Source organism: Streptomyces sp. NPDC126499 (assembly GCF_040302485.1).
Taxonomy (GTDB): Bacteria; Actinomycetota; Actinomycetes; order Streptomycetales; family Streptomycetaceae; genus Streptomyces.
In genome coordinates this window covers 144,070-161,346 of record NZ_JBEOUO010000004.1, presented here as the reverse complement: position 1 = coordinate 161,346, position 17,277 = coordinate 144,070, and the positions used below count along the sequence as shown (strand labels likewise).

Here is a 17,277-nt window from a genome sequence, read left to right as displayed (position 1 = left end):
CGCCGGGCGCCCCGTTGTGCGCGCCGGTGCGCAACAGTGCCGGTCGAGCGGCGCCGAGCTGCGGTCACGATCACGCCGGGGCGCGTGGCGACGCCGTCGGAACGGCCGGTCCGGGGCCCGTCGGGGGCCGCGCGGGGCGGTGTGCGGACCCGTGCGTGGCGCAAAGCGAGCGGCCGCGCGGGGCTTGCGGCACCGCGTCCCGCAGGCGGGTCCTTGTTGTCCGTGCGTTGGTGCACACTTGCTGCCTGGTACAGGGCTCACGGGGAAGGCGGCCTGGCATGCTGACGGGGATCGAGGAGGTCGACTGGGCCTCGTTGGGGCATGCGTACGGCCCCGCGGACGACGTGCCGGAGCTGTTGCGCGGGCTCGCCTCCGACGATCCGGCCGAGCGGGAGAACGCCCTGGACGGCATGTACGGGGCCGTCCACCACCAGGGCGACGTGTACGACTCCACGCTGGCCTGCATCCCCTTCCTCCTCGAACTCGTCGCCGACCCCACCGTCCAGGACCGTGGCGGCATCGTCGAGTTGCTCACCAGCATCGGCGGCTTCGACCTCAGCGACGAGGAGGAGCTGGACGAACTCGACCCGGACGACGAGGAGTTCATACCGGCGGCGAACTACGCGATGGCCGCCGCGGCGGTCGCGGCCGGCGCCGACGTGTTCTTCGGGCTCATCGACGACCCCGACCCCGAGGTGCGGCTCGCGGCGCCGTGCGCGCTGGCCGCCCTGCACTCCGACCCGGCCCGGGTGCTCGACCTGCTGCGCGAGCGGCTCACCGTCGAGCGGGACACGGAGGTGCGGCTCGCGCTGGTCGCCGCGGTGGGCCGGATCGCGCTGCGGCACGAGTCGCTGCGCGCCGAGACCGTGGACTGGCTGGGCTGGCTGTCGCGGGCCGCGCAGGCGCCCGGGCTGCGGCTCGCGGCCCTCGCCCAGCTCGCCCGGTGCGCGCCGGCCCGGATCCCCGCGGACGTGGTGGAGCGGGTCACCGTCCTGCTCGACGAGGTGCGCTCGGCGCCGCCCGACCGCCCCGCCGAGACCCCGCGGACGGCCAGCCCGACCCTGATCGGCCAGGTCCGCGAGCTCCTGGAGGAGCACTCGGCGGGCCGCCCCACGCCGTGGACGGAGGAGCTGCTCCGTACGCTCCACACCGCCCTCGACGACCGGGTCGACGACCGCATCGCGCTCATCCTGGCCCAGCTGCGCAGCCCCGACTGGGGACAGCGCTCGGACGCGATCTGGCTGTGCGGCGGGCTGATCAGGGTGTGGCGCGGACGGTACGAGGAGGTGGTGCGGCTCGTCGGGGAGCAGCTGAGCGACCCGGAGCCGCGGCTCCGCGAGGCCGCCACGTCCTTCCTGGAGCGGCTCTTCGAGCTGGCGGGACCGGCCTCGGACGCCCTGGCGGCGCGCCTGGCCGCCGCGCCGGCGGGGCCGCTCGGGCTGCCCGGTCCCGGTGCGCGGGCCGGCCGCGGCGGGGCGCTGCTCGCCCTCGCCCGTGCCGGTGACGCCCGGGCGATCCCGCTGCTCGCGCGGGCCCTGGAGGAGCGGGAGGTGCGGCGGGAGCTGCTGTACGCGGTGGACGCGCTCGGCCCGGCCGCGCTGCCGCTCGCCCCGGTGCTGCGGCGCCGGCTGGGCGAGGTGGAGCTGGACGACCTGCTGTACGACCGGGCGGCGCCGCTGCTGTTCGCGCTGGCGTCGGTCCGGGGCGCGCAGGCACTGCCGGAGGTGCTGCGGGTGCTGCGGGGGGCGCCGCCGAACCGTCGGGACTGGGTGCGGGAGGCGTGTCTGCGGACGCTGGCGATGTTCGGCCCGGTGGCCCGGGAGGAGGCGCTGCCGGACGCGCGGCGGCTGCTCGCCTCCGAGTCGGCGGCGGTCTCGTCGATGGCGGCGCGGGCGGTGTGGTCGCTGGACGGTTCGCTCGACGAGGCCCTCGCCGCGCTGGGGCGGTGGCTGCGGCCGGGCGCGACGGGCGCCGAGTGGTGCGCGGCGGCCCGCGCCCTGGGCGCGATCGGCCCGGCGGCGGCCGGGGCGGCTCCCGCGCTGGGGGCGGGCCTCGCGTCGCGTGACCTGTGGGTGCGGGTGCGTTCGGCGGCGGCGCTGTGGCGGGTCGAGGGCGACGCGGCGGCGGTGCTGCCGGTGCTGCTCGCGGCCTGGGAGGAGAACCGGCACGCCCGGGTGGCGGTGGCCGAGTGCCTGGCGGAGATGGGCCCCGCGGCGGGCGAGGCGGAGCCGGCGATCCGCGCCGAGCTGGCCCGAAGACGACGCCACAACGCCCGTGAGGACGGCGCGGGCTCCCACGACGTCCACGACGACGAGAAGCTGCTCACCCTGTGCCGGGCGGCCCTGGACCAGATGGAGCGGCGCCTTTCGTGAAGGGCCTCGGTTCTGGCGCAAGGGCGTCGGCCCTGCGATAGGGGCCTCGGTCCTGCCGTAAGGGCGTCGGCTCTGCGGTAGGCGTTTCGGTTCTGTCGTAAGGGCGTCGCCCCTGCGATAGGGGGCCTCGGTTCTCGTGCAAGGGCGTCGGCTCTGCGTGGCGCTCGGGGCCGGGCTCCCTCGGGGGCGTGCGGTGGGAGACCCACCCAGTGGACAAAAGGGACTTCCCTGCGAATAAGGTCTACGGGGAGACCGATCGTCCCGAGCCCGCCCCACGCCCGAGGAGCAGAGTGAGATCGCGCGGAGTGCACGCCCTCGCCGCCACGGCCCTGCCCACCCTGGCGGTGTGCGCCCTCGCGCTCGTGCTCACCGGCTGTGGGCAGGAGGCCGGACTGGAGAGCGCCGGCCGCGCCCCCGCCGCCGTCGGCCCGGTCCGGCTGTGGCCCGATCTGCCGCCCGCGACCAGTCCGCCGCTCGACTACGGCGAGACCGACACCGAGCGCGTTCCCGGCATCGAGGTCCCGGACAACGACGTCCACGCCGTCGACCCCGTCGCCGTGCTCCAGGCCGAGGTGCGCGGGCACCGCGAGGACCGCTCCGGTGCCGACGCCCTGTACGCGGAGACGGTGCGGGCCATCGAGCGCTGCGGCACCGACCGCGCGCGCTGCCCGGTCCTCGCCCCGTACTACCGCGACCTCACCGGAAACGGCCGTGACGAGCTGATCGTCGGCATCCGGATGCCCGAGCAGCAGGTCGCCGTCCGCGTCTACGTCGCCGAGCACGGCGGCCTGACCCGGATCATGTCCACGGCCGACCAGGTGGTCAGCGTGGAGCTGGCCGGCCGCGACCTGATCATCCGGGCCGGCTCGGCGGGCATCCCCGGCTACGAGTACCGGACCGCGTGGTCCTGGGACGAGCAGCAGGGCTCGATGCTGCCGGCCCGGGACGAGATCGTCCGGGTCAAGCCGCCCGGCTCGGGCGTCTCGGTCGTCCCGGCGCCGGAGTTCGTCAGCCCCTCGGCCACGACCGCCCCCGCCCCGGTGCCACCGGAGGCCGGCCCGTGACCCGCCCCCGCCCGAGCGGCCTCCGCCCGAAGCGCCGTCGACCGGGTGCCGCCCGTACCCGTACGGACCGGCCCCGTCCGAGCGCGTCCCACCGCCCCGGCGGCTCCCGCGACCCGAGCGACCCTCGCCCGAACAGCCCCCGCGCGAGCACACTCGACCGCGCTCGTCCCCGCCCCCGCCCCCGCCGGTTCCGGCTGCCCGCCTGGACCGCGACCCTCACCTGGAAGGCCGCGGTCTTCATCACCGTCATGTGCTGCGCGCTGGCCGCGCTGCTCGGCACCCTCGTCCACGTCTCGGTGGCCGGCGAGACGGTCCGGGACTCGCGCGAGAAGGCGCTGACCCGGCTCGGCGAGGTCGTGCGGCTCTACGAGTCGGGCGAGCCGCTCCCCCGCTTCGCCGGCGTGGACCCGGACGGGCTGCCCGCCGAACTGCGGGCGCTCGCGGTGCGCGGCGAGCGGGGCACCATGGTGAGCGAGCACGAGGGCCGTCCGACGATGTGGGCGGCGGGCCCGGCGGACGGGCGCGCCCTTGCCGTACGGGTCGACCACACGCAGAGCGCCGAGACCATCGACGGGCTCGACCGTTCCATCCTCGGCTCCTCCCTGCTCGCCATCGGGGCGACCCTGCTGGTCGGCGCCTTCGCCGTCAGCCGGGTCACGCGGCGGCTGCACGCCACCGCGCGGGTGGCCCGGCGGATCAGCGCGGGCGACCTGGACGCGCGCGTGGGCGATCCGCGCACCCGGGACCCTTCGCGGCACCAGGACGAGGTGGCCACGGTCTCCGGAGCCCTCGACACCATGGCGTCCTCGCTCCAGCGCAAGCTGCAGAGCGAGCAGCGGTTCACGGCGGACGTGGCGCACGAGCTGCGCACCCCGCTCACCGGCCTCTCGGCCGCCGCCGAACTGCTGCCCGAGGGCCGGCCCTCGGAGCTGGTGCGGGACCGGGTGAGGGCGATGCGCGCGCTCACCGAGGACCTTCTGGAAATCTCCCGGCTCGACGCGGGCACCGAGCGGGTGGACCTGGCGGTGCACGACCTGGGCCCGCTCGCCGAGCGGGTGGTGCGGGCCTCCGGCACCGACACGGAGGTGCGGGTGGTGCGCGGGGCGACGGTGGAGACGGACAAGCGGCGCCTGGAACGGGTGCTCGGCAACCTCGTCGCCAACGCGCACAAGCACGGGGCCGCGCCGGTGGTGCTGACCGTGGACGGCCCGGTGGTGACGGTGCGGGACCACGGCGCCGGCTACCCGGACTACCTCCTCGACGCGGGTCCGCAGCGTTTCCGTACGGAGGGCGGCGGCAAGGGCCACGGGCTCGGCCTGACGATCGCGGTGGGCCAGGCGGCGGCGATCGGCGCCGAGCTGGTCTTCGCCAACGCGCCGGCGGAGGAGGGCGGCGGTGCCGTGGCCCGGCTGACGCTCCCGGAGTACGTACGGCTCACCGACCCCGGCACCACCGGCACCACCGGCACCACCGACGGCGCCGACGGCGCCGGCACCACCGGCACCACCGACGGCGCCGGCACCACCGGCACGACCGACGGCGCCGACGGAGCCGACGAGGCCGGGCGGCCCGACGAGGCCGAGCGGGCCGACGGGGCCGAGCGGGCCGACGAGGCCGAGCGGGCCGACGGGGCCGCACGGAACCGACGCAGCGACGGCACGGCGCACCGTCACACAAAAGGGACATAAGGCTTACTGCTTGCTACGTTGCGGACCATGACCGCAGCGCCGCCGACGGACGCGAGACCCGCCCAGGACGCGCCCCCGCCCGGGGTGCTCGTCCCGAAGCGCCGCGGTGTGGAGCTCTCCCTGCTCGTCGGCGCCGTGCTCATCTCCGTCTACGGCTACGCCGAGGTCGGCCTCGCCCGCAGCGGCGCCGTGCCGCAGGACGCCGCCCGCTACGGCGCCGGCCTCGGACTGCTCGCCCTCCTCGCCCACCTCGCCGTCCGGCTGCGCGCCCCGTACGCCGACCCGCTGCTGCTGCCGATCGCCGTCCTGCTCAACGGGCTCGGCCTGGTCCTCATCTACCGGCTCGACCTGGAGACGCCCGGCGACCGGGCCGCGCCGACGCAGCTGGTCTGGTCGACGCTGGGCGTGGGCCTGTTCATCGTGGTGGTGGTGGTGCTGCGCGACCACCGGGTGCTCCAGCGGTACGCGTATCTGTCCGTGGCCACCGCGCTCGGCCTGATGATCCTGCCGATCTTCTTCCCGGCGGTGAACGGTGCCAAGATCTGGATCCGGATCGGCGGTCTTTCCTTCCAGCCGGGCGAGTTCGCGAAGATCCTGCTCGCGGTCTTCTTCGCCGCGTACCTGGCCGCCAACCGCACCGCGCTCGCCCACACCGGGCGGAAGGTGTGGAGGCTGCAGTTCCCCACCGGCCGGGTGCTCGGCCCGATCGTCGCGATCTGGGTGCTGAGCGTCGGCGTCCTGGTCCTGGAGCGGGACCTCGGCACCTCACTGCTCTTCTTCGGCCTGTTCGTGATCATGCTGTACGTGGCGACCGGCCGCACCGGCTGGATCGCGGTGGGACTCGTCCTCGCGGCCGCCGGGGCCTTCCTCGTCGGCTCCCTCGAACCGCACGTCCACGGCCGGGTGCAGGACTGGCTCGACCCCTTCGCCTCGATCCGGGCGGGCGACGGGCCCGGCCAGCTCGCCCAGTCCCTGTTCGCGTTCGCCGCCGGCGGGATGCTGGGCGCGGGCCTCGGCCTCGGCCACTCGGTCCTCATCGGCTTCGCCGCCAAGTCCGACTTCATCCTCGCCACGGCGGGCGAGGAGCTGGGCCTGGTGGGTCTGACGGCCCTCTTCCTGCTGTACGCGCTGATCGTGGCCCGCGGCTACCGCGCCGGCCTCGCGCTGCGCGACCCCTTCGGCCGGCTGCTCGCCATCGGCCTCGCCTCGATCCTCGCGCTCCAGGTCTTCGTGATCGCGGGCGGGGTGATGGGGCTGATCCCGCTGACCGGCATGGCGATGCCGTTCCTCGCCCAGGGCGGCTCCTCCGTCGTCACCAACTGGGTGATGGTGGCGCTGCTCGTCCGGGTCTCCGACTCGGCGCGGGCCCCGCGCCCGGACACGGCCGACACCGGGGTGATCGCCCCGATCGTGGAGGACGCACGAGTGGAGGACGCGAGATGAGGTACGCACGGTGATCCGCTACATCCGGCGGGCGGCCGCCCTGTGCCTGGTCCTCCTGGTGGCGCTGCTCCTCAACGCTGCCCGGGTGATGGTGATCGAGGCGGGCGAGCTGGACGACAACCCGGCCAACCGCCGGATCGCCATCACGCGCTGGGGCCAGCCGCGCGGCGAGATCGTCGTGGACGGCCGCCCGGTGACCGGCTCGCGCGACAGCGGCCAGCAGCTGCGCTGGGAACGGACGTACACCCAGGGGCCGTTGTACGCGCCGGTGACCGGCTACGCCTCCCAGACGTACGGCACCACTCTGGTCGAGCACGCCGAGGACGCCGTCCTGTCCGGCACCGATCCGATGCTCGCCCCGCTGCCCCTGTGGAACGACGTGAGCCGCGGGCTCCAGCCGGGCGGGGACGTGATCACCACGATCCGGGCCCGCATGCAGGAGGCTGCCTTCCGGGGCCTGGACGGCAAGCGGGGCGCGGTCGCGGCGATCGAGCCGTCGAGCGGCCGGATCCTCGCGCTGGTGTCGTCCCCCTCGTACGACCCGGGGTTGCTTTCGGGGACGGATCGTGGCGTGAAGGACGCCTGGGCGCGGCTGACCACCTCCCCGAACCAGCCGATGCTGGCGCGGGCGTTCCGGCAGACGTACCCGCCCGGCTCCACGTTCAAGATCGTGACGGCGGCGGCGGCCCTGGACGCGGGCGTGGTGACGGACCCCGACGCCCCGACCGACACCCCGGACCCCTTCGTCCTGCCCGGCACCCGCCAGGTGCTCCCGAACGAGGCCCGCGGCTGCGAGGACGCCTCGCTCGCCGACGCCGTCCGGTGGTCCTGCAACACGGTGATGGCGGGCCTCGGCGTGAAGGTGGGCCTGGAGAAGATGGTGGAGGCCGCCGGGAACTTCGGCTTCAACGACCCGGGCCTGCGGATCCCGTCGTGGGTGGCAAGGTCGAACTTCGACACCGACATGAGCCCGGACCAGCTGGCCCTGTCCTCCATCGGCCAGTTCAACACGACGGCCACCCCGCTCCAGATGGCGCTGGTCGCCGCCGCCGTAGCCAACAACGGCGAGATCGCCCACCCCCACCTGATCGAGCGCACCACCACCGCGGGCGGCACCACCGTCCACACCACCGGCCGCCGCACCTACCGCCAGGCCATGCGCCCCTCCACGGCGACCCGCCTCCAGGACCTGATGGTCCGCGCGGTCGAGGAGGGCACCGGCACCAACGCGGCGATCCCCGGCGCCCGCGTCGGCGGCAAGACGGGCACGGCCCAGCACGGCCTGGGCAACACGGGCACCCCCTACGCCTGGTTCATCGCCTGGGCCCAGGCGAAGGACTCGGCCCAGCCGGCGGTCGCGGTCGCGGTGGTGGTGGAGGACGCCTCGGCCGACCGCACGGACATCAGCGGGGGCGGGAGCGCGGCGCCGATCGCGCGGGCGGTGATGGAGGAGGCGCTGCGGCTGGAGAAGGAGGGGCGGGGGCAGTAGCGATCGAGTGTCGAGTCGACCGGCCACAGGGACCCCGGCGGGTGAACCCCGTCTGATCTTTCGAGCTGTCCCGCGGCCCGAAAGCCGCGCGCACCGCTTGGGTCCCTTGCTGGCAAGCCGCATCGCATCTGACAACCGCGCCGTACGCTGGCACTATCGCCTCATGGATCTGATCAAACTTTCGGACGGCTTCAACTCGTTCCGCATTCATGTTCTCGGTCGTCATTCACCCGGGGTTCTCCCTCTTCACGACCTGCTGGACGCCGAGATTCTTATCGAGACCAGCTTCGCCACCGGAAAACTCAACATCCACCTCCCGCACCGCTACCTGGCAGAATGGGCCGATTGCCTCGACTCCCTGGAGCAGGGGCACGACGCTGAGTGGCTGGACCAAGGGAACGGGCCGACGCTCGGGGTCGAGATCTCCGGTGACCAGAAAGGGGACATCACGGTCTCCGCCGAGGATGGATCCGGAAGCGGGGTACGGGTATCCGTTCCCCTCGCTCTGGACAGCGACTGGATCGACGAACAGCGCGACCTGCTCAAGAAGGTGCTGACCGCTTGGCCGAGCGAGGTGGAAGAAACGGCGCCAGGCTCGTACACCTGGCGCCGGTAACGGCGAACGGGCAGGGCTTCTGATGAAGCCCTGCCCGATCAGTGGCGCCCGTCGTGGACGGACGTCAGCCGTTGATGCCTACTGGTGGAAGGTGTTCACCATGGACCACCCCGTATCGTCGAATGCTTCGATATGCACCGCGTAGGCGACGTTGCTTCCCGGATGGTACAGCGGCGTGCTGGCGTACATGATCGTACGCCCCCCGCCACCGGAAACATACTCGGCGATTTTCTTCTCAAATTCGTTCATGACGCCGTTGTCGATTGCCGCAGTCGTCCTCACGAAGTTTTCCGGCACATTACCCGCGCCACCGAGCGCCGCAGGCAAGAGATGTCCACGAGCGTCCCCGTTGGCTCCGCTCACGAAACCAGGAAGGTTCTTCGCCATCCGTTGCGTCGCCTTGGTGCCCGTGCCGATCATTTCGGGCGTGACGATGGCGACAATCCCGGAACGACGGCCATCAGCGTCGATGGATCCGTAGTCGATCTCACCGCCACCATTACCACAGTTGTGGACGAGGACTGAGGCATCTCCCACCAGTACGTAGTACGTGTGGAGGTCGGACACCGTCAGGTTGTGAACGGTGGCAGCCGGGGCGGTCCAGCGCCGGACAGCGGTGATCTGCACGCGCGTACCGCTGCTGGTCTGGAGCAACTGGCCCGACTTCAGGTCAGTCGCCTTGACCCAGCGCCCGAGCGCAGGGACCCAGACGGGGTGGCCGTCGGTCGCGGTGACCTGGGCCGTCTGCGTGCCCTTCTTGCCGTCGAGATCGATGGTGATGCTGACGAGGTGCTTGAGGCCCTGGCCCTTGATCTGCGCGGTGACCGTCTCGATCCGCGTCTGGCCGGTCTTGGGGTCGGTCGCGACGACCTTGTCACCCGTCTTGACCTTCTCGATCGGCTTGGTGGAACCGTCGGCCATCAGCACCTTCGTGCCGGGCACGAAGCTGTTGTTGATCGGGCAGGAACCGCCGTCGCCGCCTGCCTTGCCGGAGCCGCCGCTTCCGCTGGAGCCGCCGTTGCTACGGGAAGATCCACCGGACTTGCCGCCGCCTCCGCCTCCGCCTCCGGAGCTCTTGCTTCCGCCGCCCTTGCTGGACGGGGGTTGCGAAGAGGACTTCGGCGCGGACTTGGCCTGGGACTGCTTCTGGACGGGGTTACCCGTCTTACGCTTCGCGGCGGCCGCTGCGTCAGCCCGCCTTTTCGCGGCTTCCGCCGCCTTTTTCTTCGCTCTCTGGGCTGCCTCCTTCTTGGCCTTCTCGATGGCGGCCTTCTTGGCCCGTAGTGCGGCTGCCTCGGCCGCCTTGGCCGCCTTCAGCACGGCCTCGGCCGCCTTCTTTGCCGCCCTGAAGGCCTTGACGGCCTCGATCGTGCGGTTGACCGCCTTGACAAGGGACGGGATCTTCCCGAGCTTGAACCACGGGACGGCATCGACCACGAGGCCGACGCAGGACCACATGTCACCGCCGAAGCACGCCATGGCGTCGTTGATGCCGATGAAGTCCTTCAGCGTCTCCCACGCCACGGCGAGGATGACCGAGGTGAGGGACTTGCCCTGCATCGCCTGGGCCTGCGCGACCTGGGCCGCGGACAGACCGGCGCCGGCGAGGGCCGCGGCCTTCTCCGATGCGGTCAGGCTGATCGCGAGTCCGGTCGGGTCGGAGTACGTGACCGGGTTGTTGTGCGCGTAGCCGTACCCGTTCGACTGCAGCGGGTCGTTCAGATCGAGCACTGGGTCGACGGACAGGAAGCGTCCGACCACCGGGTCGTACAAGCGGACGCCCAGCGGCTGGTAGCCGGAGGAGTCGTCCCGGGTCTGGCCGAGGAATCCCCTATGCGTCTGGAGGTTGGCACCCGCGGTGCCGCGCTCGTTGCCGAAGGGGTCCTGCTTACGGACGCGCACCGACTGGCCGCCGTAAAGGGCGACCTCCGTGTACACGCTGCCCTGGTGGTCCGTGGTCGCGGCCTCCAGGACATCCGATCCGGTGCCATAGGCACGGCGCAGGATCGCACCACCCGGAACCGTGTAGGTGCGCTGGGTGCTGACCAGGACGCCGCCCTGCTGAACGGTGACCTCGGCCTCACCCAGGTGGAGCGTGGCCTGCTTGCCCTTGATCGTGAGCAGGCGGATGCCGCCGGGGCCGTAGACGTGACGGGTGTCGTTCTGCGGCAGCCATTGCTGGGCCGTGGACGCGGTGTCACAGGAGGCGAGCACGATCGGCGTCGCGTTCACGTTCGCCGCACCCTGGACCGCGAGGCACAGGTTGGAGGCGAGGTGGATGAGCTGGCCGGAGGCGGTGCGCCGCAACTCCTGGGCGGTCACCGCCGCGGCCGTGGTGCCGCACTTCTGGATCTGCACCGCCGCACCGGCCGCGTTGGAGGTCGGCTGGAGGCACCAGGTGCCGTACACCGAGAGCGAGCCCTCGTTGGGGTCGCTCTGCGGCGCCGTCGCCGTGCTCGGGGTGGGCGTGAACTTGAAGTTCTGCGCCACCGAGCTGTTACAGGCGTACAGCTGGATCGGCTGACCGGCCGCGCCGGCGCCCGACTTCAGGTCCAGGCACTTCTGGCCGAGACCGACGTACGGGGTCTTGCCGCCTGTGCCTGTACCGGTGATCCGGTCAACCAGACCGTCGTGCGTCCAGCTGAACTCCTGCTTGTCCCCGTTCTCGACCGAGGTGATGTTCTTGGTCTCACCGGTGAGCTCGTACAGCCGGGTCGCCTCGGCGGTCACCTCGGCACCGGCCGGCGTCTTGTACTTCTTCGTCACCTTGGTCAGCGTGTGCGGCTGGTCCTTGGCAGCGTTCTTGCCGTACGCGTACGTGGTGACCGCGTTCTTGGTGGTGTCACCGCTGAGGTCGTTCTCGGTCAGCTTGGTGCGGTTGCCGAGCAGGTCGTACTCGTACTCCTGCCAGTAGCCGGAGCTGTCCGCGCCCGCGGTGACCCGGAGAGTGCCGTCGGCGTTCTTGTTGAGGGTGCCGTCCGGGTTCCGGGGGTTGACGCAGGTGTCCTGGTCCTTGGAGGTCCAGGCCGACTTCAGCTGGCCCAGCGGGTCGTAGACGAAGCACTGGCGCTCCGCGATCCCGGTGGACTTCTCCTGGATGGAGGTGATGTTGCCGGCCGGGTCGTAACCGTACGCCCGATTCGAGACCAGGTTGCCAGGGACGAGGGTCCGGTCGGCGGTGGTGTCGTCGCGTCCGCCCTTCTCACGGTAGACCGACTGCTCGGTGAGCTCACCGCTCGACTCGTCGAAGGTGTTCTGCGTCCACACCCGGTACGGCATGGCGCCGAGAGTGGAGCGCAGGACGTGGCCGTACGGGGAGTAGATCGTCTCCGAGCCGTACCAGTCCTTGCCGGAGATGGTGACCGGCTTGCCGTCCTTGTTGTAGCGGACGACCATCTTCTCGGAGGCGAACTTGCCGACCGCAGGGAGGGTCGTCTCGTCCAGCATGCCGCGGTCGTTGTACGTGTAGTCGTACCTGTAGTCCTTGTGCAGACCCCAGGTGCTGACGATGGACGCCGGCAGGGACAGCGTGGTCGAGGTCGGCTGGTATTCCTTCGTGTAGCCGTTGACCGTCTGCGTGTACGCCTCGCCGTCGGTGTACCGGGTCGCGGTGGCGGGCATGCCCTTGCCGCCTGGAACGCTGTCGTACGTGAACGAGGACAGCAGCTTGCCGGAAGCGCCGAGCTCGCGCGTCTCCTTCGGCCGCGACAGCTCGTCGTAACCGGTCCAGACCTTGACGCCACGGTCGTTCTCGGTCAGCTGGACCCGGCCGAAGGCGTCGTACGTGGTGCGGCTCGTGCCCGAGTCAGGGTCCGTCGACGTCAATATCTGGCCGTTGTGGTTGTACGTCCACGACCACGGATGAGTCTTATCCTCCGACGCGATCGCCTTCACGACCTGGCTGCGCTCGTCGAACTCGTAACGCGTCGACGTGTAGCGCTCTTTGTCGCCCGTCGGCAGGGTGTACTCGGGCGCCGCCGGGTTGAAGGTGTCCGTGCGCACGGTGCGGCCGGTCGCGTCGGTCCAGACGCGGTAGGACGAGTCGCCCTGCGGATGGATGACCTTCGACCAGTCAGGGCCGTACTCGTAGCGAACGGCCTTCTCCGGGACCTCCTGCGAGATGGCCTCGGTCGTGCCCTCGAGCTTGACCTTGAGGACCGGCATCTCCTCGAGCACGCGGCCGAGACCGTCGTACTTGTACCGGGTGATGTTCGGGATGGTGGTGTCCGCCAGCGGGGTGAACAGCTCACCGCTCGGGGCGTCCTGGTTCAGGTAGGCGTTGTTGGTCTGGTAGACCTCACCGGCATTGTTGTACAGCGTGTCGGTGATCAGACGGCCGCCGCCGTCCGCCTCTTCCTGAGACTGCCGCTCGCGACCCAGACCGTCATAGATCGTGACGGACTTCTCGATCCGGTCCTCGTAGCCACGTGCGTACGTGATGACGTACGGAGGCTTGCGGGTCTTGCCGCCGTCCGGGTCGTTCGGGTCGATCTCCTCGGCCGGAACGACGTACTCGGCCCGGAAGTCCGGCACGCCCGAACCCGGGGTACGACCCGGGGCCCATGCCTCGGCCAGCCGGCCCATCGGGTCGTACGCGGCCTCGCTGACGTGGTTGTTGGCGTCGGTCGTCTTGACGGTGACCGAGCGGCCCGGCTCCAGCTCCTGTGTCTGGACGTGGCCGAGCACATTGGTCAGGGTGACCTTGAAGACCTGGCCCGTGGCCGGCCCGATGGACTCGTACTTGATCGTCGCGGACTTCGGGGTCGGCTGGGTCAGCTGGTCCGCCGGGGTCTCCTTGACCACCCGGCCGACGGCGTCGAACTCCCGCGTGCCAGTGGTCTGGAAGCCGGTGCCGGTGCCGTTGAGCGACCACGCCTCGGTGGCCAGACCACGGGTCGAGGCGCCGAGTGCGGTGCCGTACGCCGTGCCGTCGTAGGCCGTGCGGTGGGCGCCGGCCAGCGAGCCGAGGTCGGCCCAGTTGGCGTTCGCACAGAGCGTCGGCGAGGTCAGTACCTGCTTGCTCAGACCGATCAGGTTCTTCGCCGTCTGGTGGACGTACTCCGACTTGGTGCAGGACTCGTCACCGCTCTTGCCGGTGTCGCCCAGCGACTCCACCAGCGTCGGAAGTCCGTACGTCGGGTCGTAGGTCGTCGTCGTCTTCACGGACCGCAGCGTGCGCGGGTCGTCCGCGTTCCAGCCCGACGACTTGGTGTACGCGATCTCCTCGGGCTCCGTGACCCGCCAGGCCTTCAGCGGCTTGAGCCCGTCGCCGAGGTCACGGCTGGCGAGCTCGGTCGCCTCCGGGATGGTGATGCCGCGGGTCAGCCAGTTCGTGTCGGCGTCCGTCGCATTGGTGTAGGTGAGCTCCTCCAGGATTCGACCGGCGAAGGCCTCGCGGTCGTACACGGGCTCGCCCTTGTACGTGATCGCGTTGCCGTGGATGTCCTTCACGGGGACGGTGTCGCCCATGCCGCGGTAGAAGCGGGTGACGGCCTTGGTCTTCGGGCCCTCGGCGCCGGGGACGTCCTCGGCGGGGCTGGTGCCCTCACCGCTGTCGGCCGTTGCCTTGCGCTCACCCGTGGTGACCGTGGTCTGCTCGAAGCCGGCGAACTGCGAGTAGGTCCGGGTGGACTTCTTCGAGAACTCGGCCTCGGCCAGCTTCCAGCCGGCGTTCTTGTAGTCGTACGCCGTCAGCGTCGAGTACGAGCCGGGAACGTTCGGCAGCTCCTCGATCGTGTCGACCACGTACTTGTTGAACCAGTCGATGTCCTCGACCTCGGCGTCCGGGTGCCAGAACACCGGGTAGCACAGTCGGGTGTTGGACTTCAGCGCGGCGGTCTCGGTCTTGCCCGGCAGCTTGGTGCTGTCGGTGCAGTCGGGCGTACGGGGCTTGTAGGTGACGGCCGTCTCGCCGCCGTACTCATTGACGACGCGGGCGATGCGCAGACGCGAGAAGCCGGGCCGCGGGTCGGTCGCGGGGTCGCCGCGGTAGACGCGGTTCGGCATGTCGTCGGAGTTCGACTCGAACCGCACCGCGTTGAGCTTCACCGACGTGTCGATGGTGCCCTTCCGGCCGTAGCCGGTGCGCTGGATCGACTCCAGCCACAGCGCCGTGTTGGCGCCGGTCTTCAGGACCGGGAAGCTCTGCTTGAGCTGGTACTCGTCGACGACCTGACGCGCGGTGGTGTCGGTGAGACGCTGCGTCGAGGTGGTGATCTTGTCCAGGCGCTTGCGGGTCCAGAACGTCGGACCGGCGTTCCAGCACTTGCGGGTGTACGTCGAGGTGACGGCCTTGCAGTTCAGGTCGGCCGGGGTGTCGTACCAGATGCGGTACTTGCCCGGGTCCTTGTCCGTGAAGTGGTCGACCTCGTCGTTGGCGTCCGTGCAGGTCAGGCCCGCCTCGGGGAAGCAGCGCTCGGCGACGGTGAAGCCGATGCGCGCCGGGGCCTCCGCGGAGAAGATCGAGTCCTTGCGCTGGCCGTAGTAGATGTGCTTCAGGTAGCCGCCGCGGTGGTACTTGACCGGGCCCTTGAAGTAGAAGTTCTTCGCGTAGTAGTTCTGCTCGCGCGCGTACCAGAGGGACATCGCGTTGCCGTGGATGTCCTCGACGTAGTCGAGGTTCCAGCGCCAGGCCTGGAGGCAGGACGAGTTCTTCCAGTTGGTGGTACCCGTGCCCGCGTAGCAGGGCTCTCCGGAGTGGTTGCCGTACACCGGGACCGCGAGGACGGAGTCGGTGTACGGGTCGTCGGCGGCGGTGCCGTTGTCCGACCAGCCCGGGAGCTTGTTCAGACCGAAGTGATAGCGCGTGCCGTCCTTGGTGGTGACGACCCAGTACTCGCCGTCCGCGTCCTTCAGGCCCGAGCGCGGGTCCTTGGACGTGTCCTTGATGCGCTCGATCTTCGAGCCGTCACCGTTGGCGGTGAACCACTGGCCGACGGGCTTGCCGTCGGAGCCCAGCGGACCCTTGTCCTTGTCCCACACCAGCTCGGTGGTCGAGCCGCCCAGCGAGAGGGTGGCGTTCTCCGAGCCCCAGCACAGGTCCGCGGTCTTGTGGTCCGTGTTGTTGGCCCCGGCCCGCTTGGAGTCCTGGCGGCAGTTGTTGTACGTCCGGGTGATGGATCCCGGGTTGTAGTCCCAGCCGTCACCGATCCAGGAGGCCTGGTTGTTCGACGCCGAGGTGCGGCCGTCGACCGACTGGGAGTTGTACGACAGGGTGACCTTCGGCATCAGACCGCCGGCGGTCTCCGGGGCCTGGACCTGGTACGAGTAGGTGAAGGCGCCGTTGGAGGAACCCGCGGCCCAGGAGCCGGAGGACAGCAGCGGCGTGGCGGTGAAGTCACCGGACGCCGAGGCGCCGGTGTCCATCGCGCCGACGACCTGGCGGCCGTTGGCACCCACGTTCTCCGAGAAGGCGGCCTTGCGCGCCGAGGCGCCCGAGACCTTCGAGGTGTCCTCGTCGGGCAGCAGGTTCGCGACCGGGATCGTGCCGGAGAGGATCTGGCGGGTCGCGGCGTTCTTGGTCTTGCCGGACGTGCCCCTCAGCTTGGTCTTGGACGCCGGCACCTCCTTGACGGTGCTGCGCAGCCGCTCGACCTCGAGGTCCGGCTCGTTCTCGCCCGCCATGGTCTCGACGCCCGTGTCCGGCGCACAGTCGCCGGTGTCCGGGGAGTCGATGACACAGCTCGGCAGCAGGACGAGGCCGAAGCGCTCGGCGGCCAGCTGGCCGTAGCGGTCCTCGAAGGCGGTGGTGTCGACGTCGACGAGCACCTGGGCCGCCGGGTCCGCCGTCGCCGGGGGCACGATCTCCATGATCATGCCGGGCACGCCGGTGTCCTCGGACGTGGTGGTCGCCTTGACCGCGACCTGCCAGTCACCGGCGATCTTCGCCGGGTCCTGGCCCGCCGGCACACCGACACCGACCGGCAGGAGCGTCGAGGTCGTCGGGTTCACGACCTGGACCGTGTCCCCGGGCGCCGCCGTCGCCGGGTCCGCCTTGCCGGCGTCGGCCGCCCACGGGTCGGTGGCGACCGGCTTGTACAGCTTGATCGGCTGCTCGTCCGCCGTGGTCAGCTCCTTCGGAGCCTCCGGGTCCTCCGGCAGCGTGGTGCTCTTCGGGATGTCCGGGAGGTCGACCTGGGAGGTCGTCTCCTCACGGCTCATCCCGTCACCGGGGACGGCCAGGGCCTGCGAGCCCAGGCTCGTCACCGTCAATGTCGATGACAGCAATAGGACGATCGCCGCGCGGCTTCGCCGACGGCGCCGTCGTTGTGACTCTGTCATGGCTAGGCGATCCCGCCCGAGCCATGACAGTGGACCTGAAGCACGCATACGCGTCGACTCCCACCCAGACGAACAAGACAACGGGGATGAGGTGCGGAAACACCAAAAGCACGCGCCTGTTGTTTCAGGCGCGTGCGTGCGCACTCTCTGTCATGTCCGGCCCATTTACAAGATCGGTTCCCGGGAGCGCCAGGGCGTGAAGATGAGATTGGTCACGCCCTGTTTGCCCCCAGAGCGCGATGCGACCGACGTTTCCCCTACATCGGACAGATGAGGCATCCGTCACATAACGCGTCATCAAACCAGGTGAATAGCCACGTCCTGA

7 protein-coding genes are annotated in these 17,277 nt (G+C 70.9%); 6 read left to right on the top strand and 1 reads right to left on the bottom strand.

The window, feature by feature from the left end:
- The first annotated feature begins 278 nt into the window (after window positions 1–278).
- The 6 genes from ABTZ91_RS07430 (at window position 279) to ABTZ91_RS07405 (ending at window position 8,672) form a co-directional block, all read left to right on the top strand.
- The gene (locus ABTZ91_RS07430; RefSeq protein WP_352076175.1) at window positions 279–2,372 is read left to right on the top strand and encodes a PBS lyase; all 2,094 of its coding nucleotides are present in this window, start codon (window positions 279–281) and stop codon (window positions 2,370–2,372) included.
- 290 nt (window positions 2,373–2,662) lie between these two features.
- Window positions 2,663–3,436, top strand: coding sequence for a hypothetical protein (locus tag ABTZ91_RS07425; protein WP_407077913.1), 774 nt, complete (start codon window positions 2,663–2,665; stop codon window positions 3,434–3,436).
- Between the two features lie 194 nt (window positions 3,437–3,630).
- Window positions 3,631–5,124, top strand: coding sequence for a HAMP domain-containing sensor histidine kinase (locus tag ABTZ91_RS07420; protein ID WP_352076390.1), 1,494 nt, complete (start codon window positions 3,631–3,633; stop codon window positions 5,122–5,124).
- Between the two features lie 27 nt (window positions 5,125–5,151).
- Window positions 5,152–6,567 carry an FtsW/RodA/SpoVE family cell cycle protein gene (locus ABTZ91_RS07415; RefSeq protein WP_352076174.1) on the top strand — a complete coding sequence of 472 codons (1,416 nt, stop codon included), beginning with the start codon at window positions 5,152–5,154 and terminating at the stop codon, window positions 6,565–6,567.
- Window positions 6,568–6,577: 10 nt separating this feature from the next.
- Complete coding sequence (locus tag ABTZ91_RS07410) at window positions 6,578–8,056, top strand: penicillin-binding transpeptidase domain-containing protein (RefSeq protein WP_352076173.1); 1,479 nt, start codon at window positions 6,578–6,580, stop codon at window positions 8,054–8,056.
- Window positions 8,057–8,219: 163 nt separating this feature from the next.
- On the top strand, window positions 8,220–8,672 hold the full coding sequence (locus tag ABTZ91_RS07405; RefSeq protein ID WP_352076172.1) for a DUF5959 family protein: 453 nt from the start codon (window positions 8,220–8,222) through the stop codon (window positions 8,670–8,672).
- A gap of 78 nt (window positions 8,673–8,750) precedes the next feature.
- Here ABTZ91_RS07405 and ABTZ91_RS34140 read toward each other — a convergent pair whose 3' ends face one another.
- Window positions 8,751–16,877, bottom strand: coding sequence for a polymorphic toxin-type HINT domain-containing protein (locus ABTZ91_RS34140; RefSeq protein ID WP_407077921.1), 8,127 nt, complete (start codon window positions 16,875–16,877; stop codon window positions 8,751–8,753).
- Between the last annotated feature and the right edge of the window lie 400 nt (window positions 16,878–17,277).